Source organism: Planosporangium thailandense (assembly GCF_011947195.1).
Taxonomy (GTDB): domain Bacteria; phylum Actinomycetota; class Actinomycetes; order Mycobacteriales; family Micromonosporaceae; genus Planosporangium; species Planosporangium thailandense.
In genome coordinates, this window is record NZ_JAATVY010000034.1 from 24,156 (window position 1) to 36,578 (window position 12,423).

General features: G+C 69.3%; 10 protein-coding genes and 1 pseudogene. 7 read left to right on the plus strand and 4 right to left on the minus strand.

What is annotated here, in order from left to right; all coding sequences use genetic code 11:
• Nucleotide 1 precedes the first annotated feature (1 nt).
• From HC031_RS28670 to HC031_RS28680, 3 genes are all read left to right on the plus strand, one after another.
• Nucleotides 2–1,171, plus strand: a complete 1,170-nt coding sequence (locus HC031_RS28670) for an iron-containing alcohol dehydrogenase (RefSeq protein WP_167928572.1) — start codon at nucleotides 2–4, stop codon at nucleotides 1,169–1,171.
• Nucleotides 1,172–1,350: 179 nt separating this feature from the next.
• Nucleotides 1,351–4,197 (plus strand): AAA family ATPase, encoded by a 2,847-nt coding sequence (locus HC031_RS28675; RefSeq protein WP_167928573.1) that lies wholly within the window; start codon nucleotides 1,351–1,353, stop codon nucleotides 4,195–4,197.
• A gap of 192 nt (nucleotides 4,198–4,389) precedes the next feature.
• Nucleotides 4,390–4,827 (plus strand): OsmC family protein, encoded by a 438-nt coding sequence (locus HC031_RS28680; RefSeq protein WP_167928574.1) that lies wholly within the window; start codon nucleotides 4,390–4,392, stop codon nucleotides 4,825–4,827.
• Between the two features lie 227 nt (nucleotides 4,828–5,054).
• Here the strand turns inward: HC031_RS28680 and HC031_RS28685 are convergent, their stop codons facing one another.
• From HC031_RS28685 to HC031_RS28695, 3 genes are all read right to left on the minus strand, one after another.
• Entirely contained in the window at nucleotides 5,055–5,342 is a 288-nt protein-coding gene (locus HC031_RS28685) for a CPCC family cysteine-rich protein (RefSeq protein WP_338090879.1), read from the minus strand.
• Nucleotides 5,343–5,411: 69 nt separating this feature from the next.
• Nucleotides 5,412–5,675 (minus strand): hypothetical protein, encoded by a 264-nt coding sequence (locus tag HC031_RS28690; protein ID WP_205863364.1) that lies wholly within the window; start codon nucleotides 5,673–5,675, stop codon nucleotides 5,412–5,414.
• Nucleotides 5,672–5,947, minus strand: a complete 276-nt coding sequence (locus HC031_RS28695) for a hypothetical protein (protein WP_167928576.1) — start codon at nucleotides 5,945–5,947, stop codon at nucleotides 5,672–5,674. Before HC031_RS28695 ends, HC031_RS28690 begins: the two co-directional genes overlap by 4 nt.
• A gap of 506 nt (nucleotides 5,948–6,453) precedes the next feature.
• Between HC031_RS28695 and HC031_RS28700 the strand changes: the two genes are divergently transcribed.
• The 3 genes from HC031_RS28700 (at nucleotide 6,454) to HC031_RS28710 (ending at nucleotide 8,339) form a co-directional block, all read left to right on the plus strand.
• Entirely contained in the window at nucleotides 6,454–6,780 is a 327-nt protein-coding gene (locus HC031_RS28700; protein ID WP_167928577.1) for an alcohol dehydrogenase catalytic domain-containing protein, read from the plus strand.
• A 239-nt stretch (nucleotides 6,781–7,019) separates the two neighbouring features.
• Nucleotides 7,020–7,577, plus strand: a complete 558-nt coding sequence (locus HC031_RS28705; RefSeq protein ID WP_167928578.1) for an STAS domain-containing protein — start codon at nucleotides 7,020–7,022, stop codon at nucleotides 7,575–7,577.
• Between the two features lie 279 nt (nucleotides 7,578–7,856).
• Nucleotides 7,857–8,339 carry an alpha/beta hydrolase fold domain-containing protein gene (locus HC031_RS28710; RefSeq protein WP_167928579.1) on the plus strand — a complete coding sequence of 161 codons (483 nt, stop codon included), beginning with the start codon at nucleotides 7,857–7,859 and terminating at the stop codon, nucleotides 8,337–8,339.
• A gap of 363 nt (nucleotides 8,340–8,702) precedes the next feature.
• On the opposite strand, the pseudogene HC031_RS28715 reads toward HC031_RS28710, so the two are convergent.
• Nucleotides 8,703–9,064, minus strand: a pseudogene (locus tag HC031_RS28715) (IS6 family transposase); the annotation flags it as partial.
• 253 nt (nucleotides 9,065–9,317) lie between these two features.
• Here HC031_RS28715 and HC031_RS28720 point away from each other — a divergent pair.
• Nucleotides 9,318–12,296: an AAA family ATPase gene (locus tag HC031_RS28720; RefSeq protein ID WP_167928580.1), complete on the plus strand. Its 2,979-nt coding sequence runs from the start codon at nucleotides 9,318–9,320 to the stop codon at nucleotides 12,294–12,296.
• The last annotated feature ends 127 nt before the right edge of the window (nucleotides 12,297–12,423 follow it).

Below are 12,423 nucleotides of genomic sequence, written 5' to 3' on the forward strand. Positions count from 1 at the left end.
CATGCTGTCCACCAACGGCCTCACGCTGAGCCCGATGCCCGCCGCGCACCTCGCCGCCGGCGCGATCACCGGCCTGGGCGACCTGACCCGGTCCACCGGCGCCCGCCGCGCGGTGATCGTCACCGACCCCGGCATCGCCGCGACCCCGATCCTCTCCGCGGTCCTCGACGCCCTGGGAGATCTGCCTGCCGCTGTTTTCAGCGGCGTGCACGCCAACCCGACCACGGACGACATCGCTTTGGGTGCCGAGGTCGCCATCGACCACGGGGCGCAGGTGGTCGTAGCCGTCGGCGGCGGGTCGGCCATCGACGCCGCCAAGGGCATCGCCGTCGCCGCGGTCAACCCGCAGCGCGGCCGCGACCTCGACTACCGCAGCGGCTTCGCCAACCCGGCGCTGCCGCTCCTCGCGGTACCCACCACCGCCGGCACCGGCGCCGAGACCAACGCGTTCGGCGTCGTGACCGATGTGGCGTCGCACCGCAAGTTCTACGTCGGGCACGCCAGCGCGCTGCCCCGGGCCGCGGTGCTCGACCCGGAGTTGACGGTCGGGCTGCCGCCCGGACAGACCGCGGCGACCGGGATGGACGCGCTCACCCACGCGCTGGAGTCCTACTCCTCCGTACGCGCCAACCCGTGGTCGGACGGGATCGCACTCCAGGTGATCCGGATCGTGTCGCGGCACCTGCCGCGCGCGTACCGGGACGGCAGCGATCTGGAGGCCCGGGCGCAGATGCTGCTCGCGGCCCACATGGCCGGCGTCGGGATGGCCGCGACCGGCCTCGGGATCTGCCACGGCATCGGCCACCCGCTCGGCGGCCGGTTCGACCTCGCGCACGGGGTCGCGCTGACCATGCTGCTGCCGCACGTGCTCCGCTTCAACCTGCCGGTACGGCTGGAGCGCACCGCCGACATCGCATTCGCGCTCGGCGTCGGGGAGACCGACAGGAGTGTCGAACGCAATGCGGAGGCGGCGATTGACGCCGTGGCCGCACTTGCCGGTGAGGTGGGGTTGACGGGCGGGCTCGGCGACCACGGGGTCGGCGCTGACGACTTCGACCTGCTGGCGGCCGACGCGCTCGCCGACGAGGTCATGGCCAACACGCCCCGCTTCCCCACCGCCGACGACGTACGCGCGATCCTGTCCGCGGCCGTTCATGGAGCCGGGAGGTAGCGCACCCGGCACGGGTTCTACCACCGATCCCAGTGGATGACCTCCTCCGGCTCCGGACGGAGCGTTTCCTTGAAGGTGTCCCCGTGTAGTAGGCGACCGGGAAGAGGACCCGGTCAGTCCTCCCAATGCAGTCATATGACCCATGCCCGGAGGCTGCTCGCCGTCGCACGATTCTTGTCGTGAACACGAGACCAATCCTCGTGGGGCGCACGGCCGAACTGGAACAGATCGACTCGCTGCTCGCCGGCCACCGCCCGATCGGGCCCGGTCTGCTGCTACGCGGCGACCCGGGGGTGGGAAAGACCGCGCTGCTGGACGCGGCAGCGGTCCGAGCCGAGGCGGCCGGTATGCGGGTGCTACGCGCCCCCGGCGCGGAGTTCGAGGCCGCCATCCGCTTCTCGGCGCTGCACCACCTGCTCGACCCGCTGCGCGAACGCGCCGACCGGCTCGCCTCCTGCCATCGCGACGTCCTCCACCAGGTCTTCGACCTCACGCCGGGACCGGCGCCGGACCGGCTGGTCGTCTCGACGGCGGCGCTGGCCCTGCTGGGCCAGGTCGCCGCCGAACGCCCGTTACTGCTGACCATCGACGACGTGCCATGGATCGACCACGCCAGCGCCACCGTGCTGGGGTTCGTCACCCGCCGCATCGGCAACGACCCCATCGCCTTCCTGACCGCCGCCCGTACCGGGGTGGACAGCTTCTTCGACCAGGTCCGCCTGCCCGAACGGGAGATCAGCCCGCTCGGCGAGCAACCCGCGGCCACCCTGCTGGACATCCTGCATCCGAACCTGGCACCACCCGTACGGCGGCGCCTGCTCGACGAGGCCGCGGGCAACCCGCTCGCGCTACGGGAACTACCTGGCTTGTTGACCGAGCGGCAGCGCTGCGGCCAGGACCCGCTGCCCGCATTCCTATCCCTCAATGGGCGGCTGGAGGCGATCTTCGCCGCCGGGGTGCGGGCCCTACCCGCACCGACCCATCAGACGCTGCTGCTGGCCGCGCTGGAGCCTGATGCGAGCCTGGCCACGATCCGGCCGGCGGCGCGGGGCCGTGCGGACGTCGACGACCTTGCCCCCGCGCAGCAGGCGAACCTCGTCCGCATCGATGCGGTCACCGGCCCCATGGTGTTTCGCCACCCGCTGATCCGCTCGGCGATCGTGCAGACATCGTTGCCGAGTGAACGCCGAGCGGCGCACCAGGCCCTGGCTGCCACCCTGGCCGGCGACCCGGGTCGCCGGGCGTGGCATCTGGCCGAAGCCGCGACCGGACCCGACGAGACGGTGGCCCGGGTGCTGGAGGAGGCGGCCCTTGCCGCCTGGCGGCGCGGCCGCGCGTCTGCCGCGGTAGCCGCGCTCGTGCGGGCCGGCGAACTCAGCCCGCACCCGGCCGACCGGTCCCGCCGGCTGGCCGAGGCCGCCTACCTCGCCAACACATCCGGTCAACTCGACCAGGTGACCCGGCTGTTGGCCGACGCCGGACAGGCACAGGACACACCGACCGGACTGATCTTCGCCGCCACGGCCCAACTCCTCGCGTATGGTGAGGGCGATATCGACGCCGCCCACCACGTGCTGGCCCGGGCGCTCGACGCTCGGGCGCTTAACGACGTCGCCGACACCGCCAAGACCAACAACGACTGGGACGGCTACGGGATCCTCGCGCTGCTGTTCGTGTGCGTCTACAGCAACCGACAAGAGCCGTGGGAACTCCTCAAGACCGCGCTGGCCCGGCTCGAACCAGAGGCGGTATCCCCCCTGCGGCTGTGCTACGACGCGTACGCCGACCCCGCCCGAACGTCCCACCCCGTGCGGGAGGACCTCGCCCCCGCATTCGACGCCCTTCCCACCGACGCGGCACCCTGGCAGCTCATACCCCTGGCCTACGCGGCCCTCCAGGTGGACACACTGTCGGACTATCGGTACCTGTGCCGGCGCATGATCGAACGAGAACGCGACGGCGGTGCGATCTACATGGCCGTTGTCGGGTTGCTGATGCTCAGCGTCGATTCCTATGTCCACGGGCAGTGGGACGAGGCCGAGAACCTGGCGAGGGAGGGGCTGGACCTGGCAGTCGCCCACGGCTACCACCTTCTGCAGGGTCAGCTTCGGTGCAGGTTGGCACTCTTCGCCGCCGCCCGCGGGAACGTGGACCTCACCCGGGCCCTGGCCGACGAGATCGCCACCTGGGCCGCGCCGCGCGGCGTCGAGCTGACGCAAGCACTGGCCTGGCACGCGCGCGCCATCGCGGCCCTGGGCCAGGGCGACTACGAAGACTCCTACGTCCAGGCGTCCCGGGTCAACCCGCTCGGCACGCTCAGCCTTGGCATCCCGGGCCGGTGGTTGGTCCTGGACCTGGTCGAGGCGGCGGTCCGCACCGGACGCACCGACCAGGCCCGCGCCTACGTCGCCGCCGCCCAGCAGGCCGGCATCGCCCGGATCTCCCCGCGCGCCGCCCTCCTCATCGCCGGGGCCGCGGCCCTGGCCGCCGACGACGACCAAGCCGGCCTGCTGTTCGAGACCGCACTCTCACTGCCCGAGGTCGACCGGTGGCCGTTCGACCACGCGCGCATCCAGCTCGCCTACGGCGAATGGCTACGTCGCACCCGCGACACCACCCGCGCCCGCCTGCACCTACGCGCCGCCCTGGACACCCTCAACCGGCTCGGTGCCCGGCCATGGGCCGTACGGGCCCAGAACGAACTACGCGCCACCGGGATCGCCACCACCGCACGACCCGACACCCGCTCGGCCACACTGACCGCGCAGGAACGACAGATCGCCACGCTGGCCGCCACCGGCCTGACCAACAAACAGATCGGCCAGAAGCTGTTCCTGTCCCACCGCACGGTGGGTGCCCACCTGCACCGGATCTTCCCCAAGCTCGGCATCACCTCACGCGCCGCCCTCCGCGACGCACTGGAAATGATCACATCCGACGCCGATGAGTACGCCCCACAGTTACCGCCCCCACCGACGACCAGGACGGCCCACCAGCCTAGCCGGCAACGCACTGAACACCGCTGAAACGCCTAATTCCGTGCTCAACACGCTGAACACCCGCACTCATCTGGCACCAGTAGATAAGAAGCCGCGATGAGCGCGGTCATGGTCGCCGAATTGCTGTGGGAACGGCGACTCGCCGTCTCGGCGGTTCGCTGAGATGGGCCGAGACACCCCGGTGGCTCGGCGATGGGAGGGCCTGGGTAGTTTCGGCCCATGACTGACGACACCGGCCGCTCTGTGGACATCGAGCGCACTAGCGTCGGGCGATACGTCGTGCGAAACGCCCGCGGTGGCTCGATCACGATGGGTACGGGTGAGGGGGACAGCTTCACCCCGGCGGAACTGCTCTTGGCGGCCATCGGGGGCTGCACCGCGATCGACGTCGATTTGGTCATCAGTCGGCGCGCCGAGGCGAGCGAGTTCGTCGTGAAGGTGACAGGCAACAAGATCCGCGACGAGACCGGCGGGAACCGAATGGACAACCTCAGGGTCGAGTTCACCGTTACGTTCCCGGATGGCGAGGCGGGCGACGCGGCACGGCAAGCGCTGCCGGGCTTGGTGCAGATGTCACACGACCGGCTCTGCACCGTCTCTCGTACCGTCGAACTCGGCACCCCCGTGTCGACCGTCATCGTTCCCCACACGAGCTAGCAGCGCGATGACGGCGACGCGGCAGCATAGCCGCGCGGAGTTTCGGGTGATCAGGCCCGGAACGTGATCCGCGACCGGGCACCGCGGTGCGATCGACTCGGAGCGCCCGTACCGTCTCTACGCGGCCCCCATGATCACGCGATCACCCGCATCTAGCCGTGATGGGCGCGGTCATGCCGTGATAGGCGCGGTCATGCCGATGAAACCAGAAGCCAACGATACGGCCGCTACGGCAGCTCATCGCTGCGCGATGGCCGTACCACGTCCCGGTAGCGTCGGTGACTGGCCCGGTAGATGGAGAAGTTGCGGCGAGCATCGCGCAGACTGACCTCCCCATTAGGACGACCGGTCACCGCGCCAGTGTCCGTATCCCTGTGCCCGCACCGGTTTAGAACACAGACCGGGCAGGTCGTGCACCCGGTTCGGTAGCCACAGCACGGACACCCGTTAAGGGGTTGCTGAATCACGGTGGCAAGCCTCCCACAGCAACCCTGTGGGTGCCGGAAAGTGGTCACCCTACGCGGCCTGCGAGTGTTCGCCGATCAGACCGCCGAGGCGATCTCGCCGCACAACCCGCCCACCGGCTACGGCCACCGCCGGCGACCCCGGCCCCAGCGGTGGTCTTTTTCCGAGCGAGCGGCGCGGGCGACGTCGATGCCCGCGGCGGCGAAGACCGCGTCGAACGCGGCGGTGAACTTCGTGTCGCGATCCCGGATCAGGAATCGGAACCGGTTGGCTCGCTCCCCGAGGTCCCTCAGCAGGTTGCGGGCCTGCTGGGTCACCCACTCCCCCACCGGATGCGCGGTGACACCGAGCAGATGGACCCGCCGGCTACCTATCTCGATCACGAACAACACATACAGTCGGCGCACGCCACCGTGTCGACGCTGAAGAAATCCACCGCCAGCACGCCCTGCGCCTGGGCCCGCAGGAACTGCCGCCAGCTCACCACCGACCGCGTCGGTGCGGGATCGACTCCGGACCGCTTCAGGATGGCCCAGACGGTACTGGCCCCGACCCGGTAGCCCAGCCGGCACAGCTCGCCGCGGATCCGCCGGTAATCCCAGGTCGAGTTCTCCCGCGCCTGCCGCAACACCAGGACCCGGATCTCGGCGGCCACCGGCGGGCGGGCCGCGCCGTGAGGTGTTGGCGAGTTCGGGGAACACCCGGTGGAGGTGGGTGCCCCCCCGTGCGGTGCGACGGTGAAGACGGTACGCGAGCCCGGGCGGTACCGCGGGTGTCTTGAGTCGGTCTTGATCGGGACGACGAGCCAGCGGATGGCATGGCTGGCGAGGTCGCCGCCCTTGATCCGGCCAATGGAACGTGCGCTCCATTATTGGCCGCAGTCAGATGGCGGATGCGGAATGGTCGGCGCCTGGTCATATGACACATGCACGGTGCGCACGAACCATCGCATGATTTTCGCATGGCCATGAGGCCGATCCAAGTACCTGTTCCCTCTCTCTGGCAGCCTTCTTCTGATCGAGGAATCCAATGGTTTCGAAGACCGCTTTCGTAACGGGCGTTGTCCAGCCCACGCGTCGACACACCGCACGTTCGCCCACGGATCCGGGAGTGGCAGCGGCGCGGAATGGATCCTGAAATCCCTTGAACTGGAGAAAAGGTATGACAGCTGTCGTTCGTATGGACGAGCAGGGCACGCCGGCGGTATTGCGCTATGAGCAAGAAGCGATCAGCCATTCCATTGACAATCAAGTACTGATTCGACAGGCGGCGATCGGCGTCCACTCCGCCAGCGTCCGCTACCGTCGCGGCTCCATTCACATCGTCAGACACCCGTTGGCCAACGGCCCCGAACCCGTTGGAATGGTCGAATTGGTTGACCCCGGCATCCGGGGGATTCACCTGGGCGACCGGGGCTCTGATCAATTCGCAATGGTGCGGAAGGCGTCGGTCGTGGCACGGATCACCAGCGATCACATCCCCGAGTGAGGCAGTCTCGACCGTTCGACCGCGGCTGCACACGCGGATCTGGGGCGACGGCGTTCCACCGGTCCTGTCGTTATCGCACCCGTGCCACATGAGGTGGGTGCTGTGACGGCCGACCACCGCGGTTGCGACCCGTCAGCGAGATCTTCGGAGTTGTGTCCGAGGCTCGAACCTGTGTGTGCCACCAATCTGACCGCGAGCAATCAATCCGGATAACCGCGATTTCCAGTGAGGAGTTCATCATGTCGACCGCCATGCCGCGATCCGCGCCGACCCGGGCTCCTGCCCGCGTGCCTTTGTATTTCAGATCGAATGGTGACGTCACCCTTCTTGAGATTTCGGTGCTGGGCGCCGAGTTGCCAACCCAACACGAGCAGGCGGTCGACCTCGCCGTCGCGGGCGAGATAGATATTCTGACCGCGGGGAGTCTGCGCGACACGCTCATCCAGGTGTTGCGCATGTACCGGCCGGCTCACATCGGCGTCGATCTGGCAGGCGTGACGTTCATGGACGCGTCCGGTGTCAGCGCCCTGCTGAAGTTCGCTATTGCGGCGCGCCAGCTCGATTGCGCCATTGCGATCACCAACCTGCAGCCCAATGTGTACAAGGTGTTGCAGTTGACCGGGCTGCTCGAAGAGCTCGGGTTGCGCACCGACCGCACCCGCCCTGTCAACACCGGCCCGAGCGCCGACAGCCGGTCAATGCCGATGCGCCGCGCTGGCGCTGTCGTCGACATTCGCGGTTACCTGCCACGACGGCGTACCGCCGGCCCGGTCACTGACCCGCTTGACGCCGCATGACAGCGGCCAGGGGCGTCAGCCTGGGAGCCAAAGCCCGACCCGCCGGACGAATCGACGGCGTCGTGCGCGGATCCCGCGACCAGAGCGAGCGTCATCCGCCGGACCGACAACGACACACGAATCGTCGGCCAACTCTTCCAGCAAAGGACCACCACCATGCGTACGACCAAGATCCGATCCATTCCGCAACCGGGCGCGCCCGCCGTAACCGGGGCTGCCCCGAAGGCCGCGTCGCTACCACGCGACACCTCCGTCTCGCGCCGAAAGTCCGCTGACCGAGTGCGTGCGGTCGACATCGCAGCCCTTGTCGACGTGCGGGATCTCACGGTCCCCGGCGGCCCGGTGGGCCAGACCTGGCTGCGCATCTTCCGGCCGGCCGATGCCGCCGAGCCGCTGGCCGTTGTCCTGTACGTCCACGGCGACAGGTCGGCGGTCGGCAACGCCCGCACCCGCCGCCTGGCCAGCAAACTCGTGACCGACCTGCACGCCGCGGTGGTCGTCGTGGATTACAGCCTGTCGCCGACGGCCCGCTACCCGGTGGCAATCGAAGAGGCCTACACGGCCGCCGCGTGGATCGCCGAGCACGGCGACGAACACGGCCTCGACGGCGCCCGCATCGCCGTCGCGGCGGACTCCACCGGCTGCGACCTGGCCGACGAACTGATGCTGATGGCCGACGACCGTGGCGGCCCCAACCTGGCCGCACACGTGCTGCTGTCCCCCCGGGCGACATCAGTCCTACGCGCGGCCCTCGCCGCGTGAGTGCCGTGCCGGACGAGTCTGACTATCCATACCGCGACCGCGTACGACCTGCCGCGCCTCCTCATGGGCAAGCCACCCGGGATGCGCGGCAAGGCCAGGAGTCTCGCAGGATCTGCGATGACGACGTCGGCGATCAGGCCACCGTCGTCGAGCTTGTACGTCTCGTACCACGCATGTAAATAGACCGCGGGCGCGAGTCGAGAGTCCACAGATACGCCAGGGCCGACTTGTAGAAGCCGACGCACGTCCTACCGAACGTCTTCGGACGCGCGACACCCGTTACGGCCCCGGCTTCGAGAAGGTCTGAATTAGTCATGAAAAACGGCCATGTCTGTACACAATGATGGGAACCGGAACGAGTTAACTACGAACTGTGAGGCCGCGAGCGGCGTGCCGGCGGGCCGAGACGAGCGCGTCAATGCCCTGTCCATACTGGTCTATCGCCCGGTAGTCGTAGTGCCAGACACCGTTGGCCTTGACGTAGGTCTCATCGACGAACCACCTGTCACCTGGTACGCGGCGGCAGAATCGGGCGGCATCGGCCAGCAGCGTTGTGAACCGCTGCACCCACCGGTAGACGGTGACGTGGTCGACCTCGATGCCGCGTCCACCGACCGCTCCTCCGCGTCCCGATACGACAGGTTGTAACGCAGGTACCAGCGGACCGCGACCACGATCACCTCGGGCGGGAACCGGAACCCGGAGAGCGCCGACTTCGGCGGCAGCCAGGAGCGAGGACGGGTTGATGACTTCACCGGTCAAGCCTGCCTCGATCTTGCCAATGCTCAACGCAACGGAGCCGGCGCCAGTCCTCCCAATGCGGTCATATGACCCATGCCCGGAGGCTGCTCGCCGTCGCACGATTCTTGTTGTGAACACGTGAACACGAGACCGATCCTCGGACGGTGCCCGATGCTGACTTCTTCCCAGCCTATCCATCAGAGTCTTTCCGGCAGACATCATCAGACCGGACAGCCGGTGAGATCACGGCCGGTAGCCGACCTCGTGGGGCGCACGGCCGAACTGGAACAGATCGACTCGCTGCTCGCCGGCCACCGCCCGATCGGGCCCGGTCTGCTGCTACGCGGCGACCCGGGGGTGGGAAAGACCGCGCTGCTGGACGCGGCAGCGGCGCGGGCGCAGGCGGCTGAGATGCGGGTGCTGCGCGCATCCGGCGCGGAGTTCGAGGCCGACATCGGCTTCTCGGCGCTGCACCAACTGCTCTACCCGCTGCGCGAACGCGCCGACCGGCTCGCCTCCCGCCATCGCGACGTCCTCCATCAGGTGTTCGGCCTGGCGCCGGGACCGGCGCCGGATCCGTTGGTCGTCTCGACGGCGGTGCTGGCCCTGCTGGGCCAGGTCGCCGCCGAGCGTCCGCTGTTGGTGCTGGTCGACGACGTGCCGTGGATCGACCACGCCAGCGCCACCGTGCTGGGGTTCGTCACTCGCCGCATCGGCAACGACCCCATCGCCTTCCTGGCCGCCGCCCGTACCGGGGTGGACAGCTTCTTCGACCAGGTCCGGCTGCCCGAACGGGAGATCAGCCCGCTCGGCGAGCAACCCGCGGCCACCCTGCTGGACATCCTGCATCCGAACCTGCCACCACCCGTACGGCGGCGCCTGCTCGACGAGGCCGCCGGCAACCCGCTCGCCCTGCGCGAGCTACCGGCGTTGTTGACCGAGCGGCAGCGCTCCGGGCAGGACACACTGCCCGCATTCCTACCCCTCAATGGGCGGCTGGAGGCGATCTTCGCCGCCGGGGTGCGGGCCCTACCCGCACCGACCCAGCAGGCGCTGCTGCTGGCCGCGCTGGAGCCTGATGCGAGCCTGGCCACGATCCGATCGGCGGCGCACGGCCGTGCGGACGTCGACGACCTGGCCCCCGCGCAGCAGGCGGACCTCGTCCGCATCGATGCGGTCACCGGCCCCATGGTGTTTCGCCACCCGCTGATCCGCTCGGCGATCGTGCAGACATCCTCGCCGGCCGAGCGCCGGGCCGCACACCAGGCCCTGGCCGCCGCCCTGGCCGGCGACCCGGAGCGGCGAGCGTGGCATCTGGCCGAAGCCGCGACCGGACCCGACGAGACGGTGGCCCGGGCGCTGGACGAGGCGGCCCTTGCCGCCTGGCGCCGCGGCGACCCGCCCGGCGCGGCGGCCCCGGCGGCGGACGAGGCGACCATCTCCGACCGCCGGCGTGGCGGTGCGTCCGCCGCGGTGGCCGCGCTCGTGCGGGCCGGCGAACTCAGCCCGCACCCGGCCGACCGGTCCCGCCGGCTGGTCGAGGCCGCCTACCTGGCCAACCTCACCGGTCAACTCGACCAGGTGCCCCGACTGTTGGCCGACGCCGGACATGGACCGGACACCCCGACCGGACTGGTCTTCGCCGCCACCGCCTACCTCCTCACGCATGCTGAGGGCGAAATCGACGCCGCCCAGCGGCTGCTGGCCCGGGCGCTCGACGACATCGCCGACACCGCCAAGACCACCAACAACTGGGACTCCTACGGGATCCTGTACGCGCTGCTGGTTGTCAGCATCTTTGCCGCCCGACCGGAGCCGTGGCAACTTCTCAACACCGCGCTGGGCCGGTTCGATCCGGAGGCGGTAACCCCGTTTCGCCTGTGCTACGACGCGTACGTCGACCCCGTCCGCACCGCCGACACGGTGCGGGAGGGCATCGCCCACGCCTTCGCGGCACTGCCCGCCGATGCGGCACCCTGGCAGGTCATCCCGTTGGCCTGGGCGGCCGTCGGAGTGGACGCGCTGTCCGACTACCGCTACCTGGTCCGGCGCGTGATCGATCGGCAGCGCGACGGCGGTGCGATCACCATGGTCATCGCCGGATTGCGGATGCTCTGCATCGACTCCTATAGCCACGGGCAGTGGGACGAGGCCGAGACCATGGCGCGTGAGGGGCTGGACCTGACAGCAGTCTGCGGCTACCAGCTTCTTGAAGGGCAGCTTCGGTCCCACCTGGCATGCATCGCGGCCGCCCGCGGCAACGTGGACCGCGCCCGGGCCCTGACTGATGAGATCACCACCTGGGCAGCGTCCCACGGCATCGGGGTGACGCAGGCGTACGCCCTGCGGGCTCGCACCCTCGCGGCCCTGGGCCAGGGCGACTACGAGGAAGCCTATGTACAGGCGGCACGGGCCACCCCGCCCGGCGCCCCCAGTTCCGGTTTCCCCGACCGGTGGATGATCCTGGACCTGGTCGCAGCGGCGGTCCACACCGGGCGAAGGCAGGAGGCCCGCGCGCACGTCGCCGCCGTCCAACAGGCCGGCATCGCCCGGATCTCCCCGCGCACCGCCCTCCTCATCGCCGGGGCCGCAGCACTCGCCGCCGACGACGACCAAGCCGGCCCGCTGTTCGAGACCGCACTCTCACTGCCCGAGACCGACCGGTGGCCGTTCGAACAGGCCCGCATCCACCTCTACTACGGACAATGGCTGCGCCGCACCCACGACACCACCCGCGCCCGCCTGCACCTACGCGCAGCCATCGAAACCTTCGACCGGTTGGGCGCCCGGCCATGGGCGGAGCGGGCCGGCAACGAGCTGCGTGCTACCGGCATCCCCACCACCGCCCGACCCGACACCCGCTCGGCCACACTGACCGCGCAGGAACGACAGATCGCCGCACTGGCCGCCACCGGCCTGACCAACAAACAGATCGGCCAACAGCTGTTCCTGTCCCACCGCACCGTGGGTGCCCACCTGCACCGGATCTTCCCCAAGCTCGGCATCACCTCACGCGCCGCCCTCCGTGACGCGCTGGAGACAATCACACCCGACGAGAACGACCAGGCCCCACAGTCAGCGTCCCCCAACGAAAATCAAGACGGCCAACGATCGCGATTTGCAATGCACCGCCGAAACAGCGCCGAATCGCATAACGCCGTGCTCAACGCGCTGAACATCCGCACCAATTTGGCTCCTCTCTACGTCAAGCGCTGACGAGGAAGGGTGTTCTAGGGTGGCTGTCGGCGGGTCCGGGAAGTGACTGTTCCGAAGAGCTGGCCTCGGGGATTGGGTCAGCCGCGCTGGATTGCAGAGCCGCTCCCCGTTGTCCTCCCGGGCCCGT

What these genes read in the sequence shown, in the direction of transcription:
- HC031_RS28680 (WP_167928574.1), top strand. Translation starts at nt 4,390, where the DNA reads ATGACTGACGACACCGGCCGCTCTGTGGACATCGAGCGCACTAGCGTC.
- HC031_RS28705 (WP_167928578.1), top strand. Translation starts at nt 7,020, where the DNA reads ATGTCGACCGCCATGCCGCGATCCGCGCCGACCCGGGCTCCTGCCCGC.
- HC031_RS28670 (WP_167928572.1), top strand. Translation starts at nt 2, where the DNA reads ATGCTGTCCACCAACGGCCTCACGCTGAGCCCGATGCCCGCCGCGCAC.
- HC031_RS28700 (WP_167928577.1), top strand. Translation starts at nt 6,454, where the DNA reads ATGACAGCTGTCGTTCGTATGGACGAGCAGGGCACGCCGGCGGTATTG.